This window comes from Bacillus sp. FSL R5-0443 (assembly GCF_038608285.1).
Taxonomy (GTDB): Bacteria; Bacillota; Bacilli; order Bacillales; family Bacillaceae; genus Bacillus; species Bacillus velezensis.
In genome coordinates this window covers 2,978,628-2,992,043 of the sequence record NZ_CP152013.1, presented here as the reverse complement: position 1 = coordinate 2,992,043, position 13,416 = coordinate 2,978,628, and the positions used below count along the sequence as shown (strand labels likewise).

Here is a 13,416-nt window from a genome sequence, read left to right as displayed (position 1 = left end):
TATGAAAAATGATGATATGATTACGTGATTTTTGTATGTTGATCTAAAAAGCGCAGCGCCAAATAAAAAGCCGTTATGTCTTCAGGGCGGTCCAGCTTCATATTTGTCAGTGATTCCAGTTTGGAAAGACGGTAGCGCAATGTGTTGATATGAATATGCATGTCGTCGGCGGTGCGCTTTAACGATAATTGCCGGTCGAAAAAGGCGCGCAGCGTATCCAGAAGTTCTTCCCGGCCGAGTACATGCTCGAGAACCCGCCGTGAAAATTCCGACCTCGTGCGGGGTGTGATATCGGCAAGACACATATCCAGTTTTAAATCTTCTTCAAAGACGGCCTGCTTGTCACCGATTCCGGCTGAAAGTGCTTTATCTGCCTGTTCGTATGATTCCGTGAGGCGCTCTCCCGGAACGATCCGTCCGATGCCAGCGGTGACAGGCTGCCCAAAAACGGCGCCGATCTTTTTAATGAGCTGTGTTTTGGAAGCCGAATTTGCTTCATGATTAATGAGAATGCGTTCATTTCCCCAGCGGACAAACAGGTCTTCAGGGCATTCGTACTGCCAGAGCCGCCCGAGCTCCTCCGCTTTATATTGCTCATAACGGCCTTGAATGAGTATGATCCGGCGGTATGCATGAAGGTCTGCGCCGATGAGCTTTGCTTTTTCTAAAAAGCCCGGAGACCATTCTTTCAGCTGCAGCCAATCAACCATAAAGGATTCAAGCATTCTCGCACGCCACTGCGCTTCTTCCATATGGCGCGTTTCTTTAATAAACAGCTCCGTCATTTTTCTGAGCAATTCTCCGAAAGGCAGGATATCGTCAGGGTCTCCTGTCAGGCCGAATACTCCGATCACTTCATGGCCTGAAAAAACGGGGAGGTTCAGTCCTGCTTTTACGCCCTCGAGCCGTTTTTCATCTTCTTTCGTAATGATGACATTCCGTTTTTCGCGCGCGCAGATCAGTGCGCCTTCATGAAACCATCCGGCGCGCGCCTCGTTGGTGCCCGCGATGATCATGCCTTTTGTATCGGCAATAATCACTTCGCGGCTGTACATATGTTTGACTTCGGCAATCAATTTCTTTGCCAGTTCCGGCTGTAACTGCATGGCGATCCCCCTCGCCATTATTATACAAAAAAAAACCGGGTGTCCCATCACCCGGTTCATGCTTATTGCGCAGGTTTTAATCCGCCTTCAAGTGTTTTGAGCATTTCATTTTTTTCTGAGTCCGACGCATGCTGCCAAAGAACTTCGAATAAGACGCCGAGACCCGGAAGCATTTTTTCTTCACCGCTTTGGATGGCGTCAACGATAGTATGCTCCAGCTGATCCTGGTTATTGCCGGTTACATTGGCAATAACGGCGTTGCGTAAATTAAGATCCATTACAACCGCTCCTTTTTCTGAATGTGATACGCATATTCTTACCGCGCACGCGGTTTATTATGTGCTGTTCTTAAGATATAATAACAACATGCATGAAAAAAGGAGAGCACAGACATAAAGTGAAACGAATCGACTCTGCAAAAAACCAAAAAGTGAAGGACTGGAAAAAACTTCACACAAAAAAAGAGAGACTTAAAACGAATACATTTCTGATAGAAGGAGAGCATCTGGCAGAAGAAGCGCTCAAATCAAAGGGAACGGTAAAAGAAATTCTCGTAAACGATGAGAGCGCCATCCCGGCCGATCTGGACATGAGCATTCCGTGCTACGTGCTGAGCGAAGACGCGTTTTCAGCCGTGACGGAAACAGAAACGCCGCAGCGGATCGCCGCGGTCTGCCATTTGCCGGATAAGCAGCCTGATCAGCTGAAGCGGCTGCTTCTGATTGATGCCGTGCAGGACCCGGGGAATTTAGGAACAATGATCAGAACGGCAGATGCAGCGGGGATCGACGCCGTTGTCCTTGGTGAGGGAACAGCAGACCCGTACAATGGAAAAACGCTGCGTTCAGCACAAGGTTCTCATTTTCATATTCCCATTTTGAAACGTCCGCTTGATGAGTTTACCGCTGAGCTGAAATCACAAGGCGTCGCGATCTACGGCACGGCGCTTGAAAACGGTGCGGCTTATCAAAGCGTGAAGCCTGAAGAATCGTTCGCGTTAATCGTCGGGAACGAGGGGGCGGGAGTGGACTCCGGCCTTCTGCAAAAAACGGATCTCAACCTGTACGTTCCGCTGTACGGGCAGGCAGAATCGCTGAATGTGGCGGTAGCGGCCGCCATCCTCGTTTATCATCTCAGAGGATAGGTTGCGAAAAGCCTTGGATTTCACTATAATAGATAGCAATAATGTAAAAACCGTGACAGAGGACGTCAATTTTTGCACACACTGCCTTCCAGGGAGAAAATGCCGCTGACTGAGAGCATTTTTATCGCAGCACAAAAATTGATTTTCACCTCTCGAGTTGTCACCGGGACCGCGCCAAACGCGCGTAAAGGTGAACCGGAACGATCGTTTCCGTTATGTCAATGAAGCTGTCGGCAGATGAAGTCTGCCTTAAAAAGGGTGGTACCGCGGCCACAACTCGTCCCTTCTCTCAAGGGGCGGGTTTTTTTGTTTTCTGAAAAAGGCATAGAACGGTTTGGTTTACATAAAAGGAGGATGCATGATGGAAGAGAAGCTTAAACAGCTCGAACTGGAAGCTGCAGAAAAAGTAGAAGCGGCGGGTTCATTAAAAGAAGTTAACGACATTCGGGTGCAATATCTCGGAAAAAAAGGGCCGATTACAGAAGTTCTCCGCGGCATGGGCAAACTGTCCGCCGAAGAGCGCCCGAAAATGGGAGCGCTCGCCAATGAAGTGAGAGAGCGCATTGCAGCAGCCATTACGGCGAAAAATGAACAGCTTGAACAAGAAGAAATGAATAAAAAACTCAGCAGCCAGACGATTGACGTCACGTTGCCGGGCAGTCAGGTAAACATCGGCGGACGCCATCCGCTGACGGTCGTTATTGAAGAAATTGAAGATTTATTTATCGGCATGGGATATACCGTCGAAGAAGGCCCTGAAGTGGAAACGGATTATTACAACTTTGAGGCGCTGAACCTGCCGAAGGAACATCCGGCCCGCGACATGCAGGACAGCTTTTACATTACAGAAGAAATGCTGATGAGAACGCAGACGTCACCGGTGCAGACGCGCACGATGGAAAAGCATAAAGGAAAAGGCCCCGTCAAAATCATTTGTCCCGGTAAAGTGTATCGCCGCGACAACGATGACGCGACACATTCCCATCAATTCATGCAGATCGAGGGTCTCGTCGTCGACCGCAAAATCAGCATGAGCGACCTGAAAGGCACGCTTGAATTGGTCGCCAAAAAAATGTTCGGTCAAGATCGTGAAATCAGGCTCCGTCCGAGCTTTTTCCCATTCACAGAGCCTTCTGTCGAGGTGGATGTGACCTGCTTTAAGTGCGGCGGACAAGGCTGCTCCGTCTGCAAAAAAACAGGCTGGATCGAAATTCTCGGCGCCGGCATGGTTCACCCGAACGTGCTGAAGATGGCCGGATTCAATCCTGTGGAATACCAGGGTTTTGCTTTCGGAATGGGTGTGGAACGTATCGCGATGCTGAAATACGGCATTGAAGATATCCGCCATTTCTATACCAATGATGTCAGATTCATTTCGCAGTTTAAACAGGCGTAAGAGGAGGATACACATGTTTGTTTCTTATAAATGGTTAGAAGATTACGTTGACTTGCAGGGAATCGACCCGGCCGTGCTTGCAGAAAAAATTACGAGAGCCGGTATTGAAGTTGAGGGTATCGAGTATAAAGGGGAGGGCGTAAAAGGCGTTGTCATCGGATACGTCCTTGAGCGCGAACAGCACCCGAATGCCGACAAACTCAACAAATGCCTTGTTGATATCGGTGCGGAGGAACCCGTGCAGATTATCTGCGGCGCCCCGAATGTTGATAAAGGACAGAAGGTTGCCGTTGCAACAGTCGGAGCCGTGCTTCCCGGCAATTTCAAAATTAAAAAAGCCAAGCTGCGCGGCGAAGCGTCTCACGGCATGATCTGTTCCCTTCAGGAGCTCGGCATTGAAAGCAAGCTCGTGGCGAAAGAATATGCGGAAGGCATTTTCGTTTTTCCGAATGATGCTGAAACGGGAGCTGACGCAATGGCGGCCCTTCAGCTTGATGATGCGATTTTAGAATTGGGCTTAACGCCGAACCGCGCCGACGCGATGAACATGCTTGGCGTGGCTTATGAAGTTGCGGCTATCCTCGGCGCAGAGGTAAAGCTTCCGGAGGCTTCATATGAAAAAGCGGCAGAAAAAGCGGCGGATGCTGTTTCCGTTAAGGTTGAAGATACGCAGGCCAATCCGCATTATGCCGCAAAAATCATTAAAAACGTCAAAATCGGCCCGTCTCCGCTATGGATGCAGACGAAGCTGATGAATGCAGGCATCCGCCCGCATAATAACGTCGTGGACATTACAAACTTCGTCCTCCTTGAGTACGGACAGCCGCTTCACGCTTTCGATTACGACCGGTTCGGTTCAAAAGAGGTCGTCGTCAGAAAAGCGGCGGAAAACGAAACCATCGTAACGCTGGATGAACAAGAGCGCAAGCTGTCAAGCAGCCATTTGGTCATCACAAACGGAAAAAAAGCGCAAGCCGTTGCGGGAGTCATGGGCGGAGCTGAGTCTGAAGTCCGTGAAGACACCACTGCGATTTTACTGGAGGCCGCTTATTTCGACGGACAGACCGTCCGCAAAGCGTCGAGAGACCTCGGATTGAGAAGCGAAGCGAGCGCCAGATATGAAAAAGGCATTGATCCGGCACGCGTTTTGCTGGCGGCTGAACGGGCCTGCAGTCTCATTCAGGCATATGCCGGCGGAGAAGTGCTCTCAGGCACGGTTGAAGAAAACCATCTGAAAATCGAAGCAAACAATATTCACGTGTCTGTTGAAAAAGTGAACGCCGTGCTCGGCATGACAATCGCTAAAGAAGAAATCATCAGCATTTACAAGCGCCTCGGGTTTGCAGTCGGTGAAGCTGAAGACGTTCTCGTCGTAACGGTGCCGTCGCGCCGGGGAGATATTAGAATAGAAGAAGACCTGATTGAAGAAGCGGCGAGATTGTACGGGTATGACAATATTCCGTCCACGCTTCCGGAAACGGCCGGCACGACAGGCGGCTTGACACCGTATCAGGCAAAACGCCGGAAAGTGAGACGTTTTCTTGAAGGAGCGGGTCTTTCACAAGCGACCACTTATTCATTAACGAATGATAAAAAAGCGGCCGCTTTTGCAATCGAAAAATCATTCAACACGATGCTTGCTCTGCCGATGAGCGAAGAAAGAAGCATTCTCAGACACAGCCTCGTGCCGAATCTTCTTGAAGCCGTTTCATACAATCTGGCCAGACAGACTGATTCCGTTGCTTTATATGAAACGGGTTCTGTATTTCTGACGAAAGAAGAAAACACAAAACCGGTTGAAAAAGAACGGGTTGCCGGAGCTGTAACCGGATTGTGGCGCAAAAATTTATGGCAGGGTGAGAAAAAGCCGGTTGATTTCTTCGTCGCCAAAGGAATCGTTGAAGGCCTGCTGCATCAATTGAATGTGTCAGACCGGGTTGAATTTGTCCAGTCAGAACGCAAAAACATGCATCCCGGCCGGACGGCAAACATTCTATTGAACGGTTCGCTTGCCGGATTTATCGGCCAGGTGCATCCGGCAATGGAAAAAGAGCTGGATATCAAAGAAACGTATGTGTTCGAGCTTGATCTGCACGCGCTTCTGACCGAGGAAACAGAACCTGTCGTGTATACGCCGATTCCGAAGTACCCGTCCGTCACGCGCGATATTGCGCTTGTGGCAGATAAAACCGTTACAAGCGGACAGCTCGAAGCCGTGATCAAAGAAGCCGGCGGCGCGCTGCTGAAAGAAGTCACCGTATTTGATGTGTACGAAGGTGAGCATATGGAAGAGGGCAAAAAATCCGTCGCCTTCTCGCTCCAATATGTTAACCCTGAACAAACATTGACAGAAGAAGAAGTGACAAAAGTACATGAAAACGTGCTGAAAGCGCTGGAAGAAACGTATCAGGCCGTATTAAGAGGATAAAGAAAAAGCTTGCAGATCACTCTGCAAGCTTTTTTATTATGACCGCTTCCGTTCAACAAGGCGTTTCGCTTTTTGCGTATTGGCAAAATGAAGTTTGGTGAACGTTCTGAGCGCACCTTCTCCCTTATTGATGATCAGCTTGGCGGCAGCTTCATCGACGTGGGGCCCCGCGCCTTTCGGAATCGTCATCCCAGCCTCTCGGGAAAGCTTATCCATTTCAATTAAGAAAGAATATCGCGCAATGATAGAGGCTGCGGCGACGGAAAGATGTATGCTTTCCGCTTTCGTGCTGAAAAACGTTTTTTCTTTTACGATATCCCGTCCGGAAAGATGCTTAAAATAAATGCCGGGCTCTGCGAATTGGTCAATCAGAATCGCTTCCGGTTTAACGCCGTTCATTTTTCTCAGCAGATTGGAAATCGCCTGATTATGAAGGAGCGCCTTCATTTTTCCTTGGCTCATGCCTTTTTCCTGCATCTGATTGTATTTTTCGTTTTTTAACACAAGCAGGCTGTAAGGAATGGTTTTAATTAACAGTTTGGCAATTTCAATAATCTGCGGATCTTTTAAATCCTTCGAATCCTTCACACCGAGTTCTTTCATTAAAGAAAGCTTTGATTTGTCGGCGTAGGCGCAGGCAACCGTTATCGGCCCGAAGTAATCGCCTGTTCCGACTTCATCAGAGCCGATCACTGACATGGAGGCAATGCCCGCCGGGGGAGCGTAAAGCGGGTCGGCCGCTTTTTTGACGGTTTTCTTTGCTTTCGGCGCCTCAGCCGTTCCCCAGCGGGCCGCTTCTGTGCCGGCGTTTTTTCCTTGAAAGAGAACCTTGCCCGAGCGGTAGGCTGTAATGGTACAGCCCGGAGGCTTGGCCTGGAAGACGGCGCCCTGCGGAACGGCGGGAGTAAGGGAGCCGGCATAGGATTGTTTCATTTGTTCCATAGCGGAAGCGGATACTTTTATAACAGAATGGGACACGATATAATCTCCTTTTTTGGCACTTTTCACTGTATATACCAGTGTATCATAACAGCCTGAGGCTCGTCTTTCCATTCAAACGATAATCGTGGTATGATAGGAACTAGGATTCTCGCGGAATGGAGGAGAAACGTTGTCTGACGGCAAAAAAACCAAAACGACAGTAAACATTTACGGCCAGCACTTCACCATTATCGGGGAAGAAAGCAAAGCGCACATGCGCCAAGTGGCCGGAGTGGTTGATGATAAAATGAGAGAAATCAACGAGAAAAATCCATATCTTGATATAAATAAGCTCGCTGTATTGACTGCGGTCAATGTCGTGCATGATTATATGAAACTGCAAGAAAAATATGAAATACTGGAGCGGCAGCTTAAAGAAAAGGAATGAACACCATATGATAGATATCATCATCTTAGTTCTGCTCTTAATGGGCACATTGCTTGGATTAAAAAGAGGATTTATCCTCCAATTTATATATTTAACGAGTTTCATCCTCTCGATTGCGTTTGCGGCGCTTTTTTACAAAAATCTGGCCCCGCATCTGAGCTTTATACCCGCGCCTGATTTTTCCGGCGGGCAGGCGGCTCTGTCTTTTATTAAAGGAAACGTAGAGACGGCTTATTACAACGCGATCGCGTTTGTCATTTTGTTTATCATCGCAAAGATTCTGCTCCGGATTATCGGAGCGGCGCTTAATATCATCGCCGGCATTCCGGTCATTAAACAGATCAACAAACTGCTGGGCGGGGTGCTTGGGTTTCTGGAAGTCTATTTATTTGCGTTTATCCTGTTATACGTCGCATCCGTACTGCCGGTAAGCGCGCTTCAGGATATGCTCGCACAATCGACGCTTGCAAATATCATCACACATCATACGCCGTATCTGTCAGGGCTCCTGCAAGAACTGTGGGCCCAGTACGGGGCATAAAAAACTTCTCTTGACCGGAGAAGTTTTTTTCAAGCTCTGCGTCAGTTGTGCCGGAGGAGAAAAATTTGTATGATGAAAAGCAGGAAACGACTGGGGGTTAACAGTATGCATAAAAAAGATATCATCAGGCTGCTTGAAACGATTGCGGTCTATATGGAACTGAAAGGGGACAACCCGTTTAAAATATCAGCCTTCCGAAAAGCGGCAGCGGCGCTTGAGCAGGATGACCGCAGCCTGTCGGAAATCGACGACATGATGTCTTTATCCGGAATCGGAAAAGGCACCTACGGCGTCATTCGTGAATATATGCAGGAAGGTGTGTCCGGCACGCTTCTCCAATTGCAGAAAGAAGTTCCGGAAGGCTTGGTTCCTCTTTTGAAGCTTCCGGGCCTCGGCGGCAAAAAAATCGCCAAGCTGTATCAGGAACTGGGCGTTCATGACGCGGAATCGTTGAAAGAAGCATGCGAGCAGCAAAAAGTACAGGGGCTCGCCGGTTTCGGCAAAAAAACGGAGGAGAAAATCCTCCAGGCCCTCGGAGAAGCCGGAAAACAGCCGGAACGGTTTCCGATCGGCTATGCGCTCAGCATTGCTTCAGTAATTGAAGAACATTTGGCCCGGCTGACGGATATTCAGAAATATTCCCGGGCCGGCAGTCTCAGAAGAGCGCGGGAGACTGTAAAAGATCTGGATTACATTATCGCTACAGATCATCCGGAGGCTGTCAGAGAACAGCTTCTTTCTCTCCCGAACGTAAAAGACGTGATAGCGAGCGGGGATACAAAAGTATCAGTCATCCTGACCTTTGAATATGAGACGAGTGTGGATTTCCGGCTTGTGACAGAGGAACAGTTTGCCACCACACTTCATCATTTTACCGGTTCTAAAGATCACAACATTAAAATGCGCCAGCTGGCGAAAGAGCGCGGCGAACGGATCAGTGAATACGGAGTAGAAACCATAGAAACGGGAGACGTCAAAACATTCCCGAGCGAAGAAGCGTTTTACGCCCACTTCGGTCTGCCGTTTATTCCTCCTGAGCTCAGAGAAAGCGGGCAGGAGGTCGACACGTACCGGGAAGAAACGGATCTTGTGGAGCATAAAGCGATAAAAGGCGATCTCCACATGCACTCAGCCTGGAGTGACGGCGCTTTTTCCATCAGAGAAATGGCAGAAGCGTGTATGGCAAAAGGCTATCAGTACATGGCGATCACCGACCATTCTCAATATTTAAAGGTAGCCAACGGGTTAACGGCCGAACGGCTCAAAAAACAGGCGGAAGAAATTGACGCGTTAAATGCTGAATTTGAAAATTTTCATATTTTTAAAGGCGTAGAAATGGATATTCTCCCCGACGGTTCGCTCGATTATGATGACAGTGTTCTGTCTGAAATGGATCTTGTCATCGCATCTATTCATTCAAGCTTCAGCCAGCCGGAACATGTCATTATGAAACGGCTTGAACAGGCGCTGACGAATAAGCACGTGGACATTATCGCCCACCCAACGGGACGCCTGATCGGCAGACGGGCCGGCTATGAAGTCGACATCGACATGCTGATTGAACTCGCCGCCAAAACAAATACGGCGCTTGAACTGAATGCAAACCCCGCGCGCCTCGATTTACGGACTGAGCACCTGATCAAAGCAAATGAAAAAGGTGTGACTCTGGTCATTAATACCGATGCCCATAATATCGAGATGCTCGATGATATGAAAACGGGCGTGACCGCTGCGCGCAAAGGCTGGACGGAAACAAAACATGTGTTAAACGCCCGGCCGCTACACGAGGTCAAAGCATTTCTGACGCGCAATGATTAAGTAAGGAGGATCACAAAACCGTGCAGCAAAAAGTGTTATCATCACTTGAATTTCATAAAGTAAAAGAACAGATTACCGCACATGCCGCCTCATCGCTCGGCCGGGAGAAGCTTCTGCAGCTGAAACCTTTGACGGATCTCTCAGACATCCAAAAACAGCTGGATGAAGTCGAAGAAGCATCCGCGGTCATGCGCTTGAGAGGCCATGCTCCGTTCGGCGGCCTGACCGACATAAGATCCGCTTTACGGCGGGCGGAAATCGGCAGTGTGCTGACGCCGGCGGAATTTACCGAATTGTCCGGGCTGCTGTATGCCGTTAAACAAATGAAGCATTTTATCAGCCAAATGACAGAAGACGGCGTCGGCATTCCGCTGATACAGGCCCATGCAGAAGAGCTGATTACATTGGGCGATTTGGAAAGGGAGATTAACTCCTGCATTGATGATCACGGCGAAGTGCTTGATCATGCATCCCCCGCTTTAAGGGGAATCCGCACGCAGCTCAGGACGCTTGAATCAAGAGTCAGAGACCGGCTTGAATCGATGCTGCGTTCATCTTCCGCCTCTAAAATGCTGTCTGACACCATCGTTACGATTCGGAATGACCGCTTTGTCATCCCGGTCAAACAGGAATACAGATCAAGCTACGGCGGAATTGTCCACGATACATCTTCATCCGGTGCGACACTGTTTATTGAACCGCAGGCGATCGTAGATATGAACAACTCGCTTCAGCAGGCGAAAGTAAAAGAAAAACAGGAAATCGAACGGATTCTCCGGATGCTGACGGAGCATACGGCTGAACACACACAAGAAATCGCTCAAAATGTGGAAGTGCTGCAGACACTGGATTTCATTTTCGCCAAAGCGCGATACGCAAAAGCAATGAAGGCGACAAAACCACTCATGAACGGAGACGGCTTTATCCGGCTGAAAAAAGCGCGCCATCCGCTGCTGCCCCAAGATCAAGTCGTGGCCAACGATATTGAACTGGGCGGAGATTATTCAACGATCGTTATCACGGGACCGAATACGGGCGGTAAAACCGTTACGTTAAAAACACTCGGGCTGCTGACGATAATGGCGCAGGCAGGATTGCACATACCGGCTGATGAGGGATCGGAAGCAGCAGTATTTGACAATGTGTTTGCCGATATCGGCGATGAACAGTCGATCGAACAAAGTCTGAGTACGTTCTCATCCCACATGGTCAATATCGTCAATATTTTAAAAGACGTGTCTGAAAACAGTCTTGTGCTGTTTGATGAACTCGGTGCCGGAACAGATCCGCAGGAAGGAGCGGCGCTTGCCATGAGCATCCTTGACGAAGTTCACCGGACAAACGCCAGAGTGCTTGCGACAACCCATTATCCGGAACTGAAAGCATACGGATATAACAGACAAGGCGTCATGAATGCCAGCGTTGAATTTGACATTGAAACGCTTTCGCCTACCTATAAGCTTCTGATCGGAGTGCCGGGCCGAAGCAACGCATTTGAAATCTCAAGACGCCTTGGGCTTCCGGAGCATATCATCGGCCAGGCGAAGTCAGAAATGACCGCCGAACATAACGAAGTCGATCTGATGATCGCATCGCTTGAAAAAAGCAAAAAAAGAGCGGATGAAGAGCTTTCTGAAACCGAATCAATCAGAAAAGAAGCAGAAAAACTGCACAAAGATCTTCAGCAGCAAATCATTGAACTGAACGCCCAAAAAGATAAAATGATGGAAGAAGCCGAGCAGAAAGCTGCGGAAAAACTGGAAGCCGCCGCAAATGAAGCAGAACAGATTATCCGCGAGCTCAGGTCCATCAAGCAAGAACACAGATCCTTTAAGGAACACGAGCTGATTGACGCCAAAAAACGTCTCGGAGACGCGATGCCGGCTTTTGAAAAATCAAAGCAGCCGGAAAGAAAAACAGAGAAAAAACGCGAGCTGAAGCCGGGCGACGAAGTAAAGGTGCTCACATTCGGACAAAAAGGGGCGCTGCTTGAGAAAACCGGCGAGAAAGAATGGAACGTCCAAATCGGCATCCTCAAAATGAAGGTGAAGGAAAAAGATCTTGAGTTTCTCAAATCGGCTCCTGAACCGAAAAAAGAAAAAGCAATCACCGCCGTAAAAGGGAAGGATTATCACGTATCCCTTGAACTTGACCTCAGGGGAGAGCGTTACGAAAACGCCCTCAGCCGCGTCGAAAAATATTTAGATGACGCGGTGCTTGCCGGCCATCCGAGAGTGTCCATCATTCACGGAAAAGGCACGGGCGCCCTCCGAAAAGGGGTGCAGGATCTTCTGAAAAACCACCGCAGCGTGAAAAGCTCGCGGTTCGGGGAAGCGGGAGAAGGAGGATCAGGCGTAACGATTGTCGAACTAAAATAAAAAGGGAGTAAACGTCATGAATGCTTTTTGGGAAAATGAGCTTGTTGAAATCGCGGCTTATTACAGTGTAGCCGTCTTGTGTCTCGTCATTTTTCTGACCGTGTTTGAATTGGTGACATCCTATAAAAACTGGGTGGAAATCCAAAAAGGCAATCTTGCGGTGGCAATGGCGACCGGAGGGAAAATTCTCGGTATCGCAAATGTCTTTCAGCACAGCATCGCCCAGCATAATTCGCTTTTGCAAATGATCGGCTGGGGCGTATACGGATTTATTATGCTTTTAATCAGCTATTTTATCTTTGAATTTCTGACGCCCCGGTTTAAAATTGATAAAGAAATTGAAAAAGATAACAGAGCTGTCGGCTTTATTTCATTTGTCATCTCAGTCGGCCTGTCATTTGTGGTGGCCGCCGGGATTTAAGGGGACGGGGAAAAATGGAGAAGCTTGCGAAAGTGCTGCTGTCGGCAGCGGGAATTTTTCTGTTCATCGGACTTATTTATCTGGTCATGACATCTTAATACTGAAAAAAGGCTGCCGAACTAAAATCGGCGGCCTTTTTTATTGAGAATACCAGTTTATGCAGGCCGTATCAGAGCAAATGACGGCTTCCCAACTCATGGCGCGGATGACAGACGGCATGTCTTGATCTTCCATAAGAAAGAGTGTCGTAAAAGAATCATATATGCTCATAAAAGCGGCGCGCCGTTTTTCATCGGCAATGATCATGTCAGCCCGCAGCAGTCCGCATACATCCGAAGCCGCCGTTTGATTGAGTGAAAATATGCCTTTCTCTTCGACCGGCTCATAATAAGTGCAGTGCTTTATGCCTTTTGAACGGAACACATCCAAAAGTCCCGGAATTAAAAATGGTGAAGTGACATCGTCGCTCGGCAAGTACAGATCGGGATGAAGCCGATTAAACAGCCTGGCGGATTCAGGATGTGCATATTCCTCCCGCAGTGCCGTGACAGCAGTCATAAGCGCAAGCGCCGTCTCTTTTTCAGAGCGCAATCCGCAAACGGTCATGACGGTTTGCCAGGAAACGGGTCTGCCCATCGCGATGATCTCCTCATCACTCGGATACATATGTTCATAAGGCCGTTTGCGCTTTTGCTCTTCCCACCCATCAGGCATCCGGACAAAGGGATGGAGCAAAAAGGCGGCCGACGTAAACGGCTTCGGCAGCTGGCCCAGGATAGGAACTCCCTCTTCAAAATGCAGCGTTTCCAGCAAGC

Annotated in this window: 12 protein-coding genes; 8 read left to right on the top strand and 4 right to left on the bottom strand. The window is 48.8% G+C overall.

Translation table 11 applies throughout. The annotated features are described in order from the left end of the window. Nucleotides 1-20: 20 nt before the first annotated feature. The gene (locus tag NYE28_RS14970; protein WP_032871722.1) at nt 21-1,106 is read right to left on the bottom strand and encodes a sugar diacid recognition domain-containing protein; all 1,086 of its coding nucleotides are present in this window, start codon (nt 1,104-1,106) and stop codon (nt 21-23) included. Between the two features lie 62 nt (nt 1,107-1,168). Further along, on the bottom strand, nt 1,169-1,384 hold the full coding sequence (gene sspI / locus NYE28_RS14965) for a small acid-soluble spore protein SspI (RefSeq protein ID WP_003152527.1): 216 nt from the start codon (nt 1,382-1,384) through the stop codon (nt 1,169-1,171). A gap of 119 nt (nt 1,385-1,503) precedes the next feature. Between sspI and NYE28_RS14960 the strand changes: the two genes are divergently transcribed. The 3 genes from NYE28_RS14960 to pheT all read left to right on the top strand — a co-directional run bounded on the left by NYE28_RS14960 (nt 1,504) and on the right by pheT (nt 6,074). After that, entirely contained in the window at nt 1,504-2,250 is a 747-nt protein-coding gene (locus NYE28_RS14960; RefSeq protein WP_342490151.1) for an RNA methyltransferase, read from the top strand. 361 nt (nt 2,251-2,611) lie between these two features. After that, on the top strand, nt 2,612-3,646 hold the full coding sequence (gene pheS / locus NYE28_RS14955; protein WP_342490150.1) for a phenylalanine--tRNA ligase subunit alpha: 1,035 nt from the start codon (nt 2,612-2,614) through the stop codon (nt 3,644-3,646). A 13-nt stretch (nt 3,647-3,659) separates the two neighbouring features. Continuing rightward, a complete protein-coding gene (gene pheT, locus NYE28_RS14950; RefSeq protein ID WP_124692786.1) occupies nt 3,660-6,074 on the top strand; it encodes a phenylalanine--tRNA ligase subunit beta in 2,415 nt (804 codons plus the stop codon). A 36-nt stretch (nt 6,075-6,110) separates the two neighbouring features. Here pheT and rnhC read toward each other — a convergent pair whose 3' ends face one another. After that, the gene (rnhC, locus tag NYE28_RS14945) at nt 6,111-7,052 is read right to left on the bottom strand and encodes a ribonuclease HIII (RefSeq protein ID WP_007408113.1); all 942 of its coding nucleotides are present in this window, start codon (nt 7,050-7,052) and stop codon (nt 6,111-6,113) included. 133 nt (nt 7,053-7,185) lie between these two features. Between rnhC and zapA the strand changes: the two genes are divergently transcribed. From zapA to NYE28_RS14920, 5 genes are all read left to right on the top strand, one after another. Then, entirely contained in the window at nt 7,186-7,443 is a 258-nt protein-coding gene (gene zapA / locus NYE28_RS14940) for a cell division protein ZapA (RefSeq protein WP_039063375.1), read from the top strand. A 7-nt stretch (nt 7,444-7,450) separates the two neighbouring features. Next, the gene (locus tag NYE28_RS14935; RefSeq protein ID WP_003152534.1) at nt 7,451-7,984 is read left to right on the top strand and encodes a CvpA family protein; all 534 of its coding nucleotides are present in this window, start codon (nt 7,451-7,453) and stop codon (nt 7,982-7,984) included. A gap of 105 nt (nt 7,985-8,089) precedes the next feature. Continuing rightward, nucleotides 8,090-9,802 (top strand): DNA polymerase/3'-5' exonuclease PolX, encoded by a 1,713-nt coding sequence (polX, locus tag NYE28_RS14930; RefSeq protein WP_007408115.1) that lies wholly within the window; start codon nt 8,090-8,092, stop codon nt 9,800-9,802. Nucleotides 9,803-9,822: 20 nt separating this feature from the next. Then, entirely contained in the window at nt 9,823-12,180 is a 2,358-nt protein-coding gene (locus tag NYE28_RS14925; protein WP_025285077.1) for an endonuclease MutS2, read from the top strand. A gap of 16 nt (nt 12,181-12,196) precedes the next feature. After that, complete coding sequence (locus NYE28_RS14920) at nt 12,197-12,601, top strand: DUF350 domain-containing protein (protein WP_003152541.1); 405 nt, start codon at nt 12,197-12,199, stop codon at nt 12,599-12,601. Between the two features lie 138 nt (nt 12,602-12,739). Here the strand turns inward: NYE28_RS14920 and NYE28_RS14915 are convergent, their stop codons facing one another. Then, a complete protein-coding gene (locus NYE28_RS14915; protein ID WP_160223208.1) occupies nt 12,740-13,414 on the bottom strand; it encodes a DUF2711 family protein in 675 nt (224 codons plus the stop codon). Between the last annotated feature and the right edge of the window lie 2 nt (nt 13,415-13,416).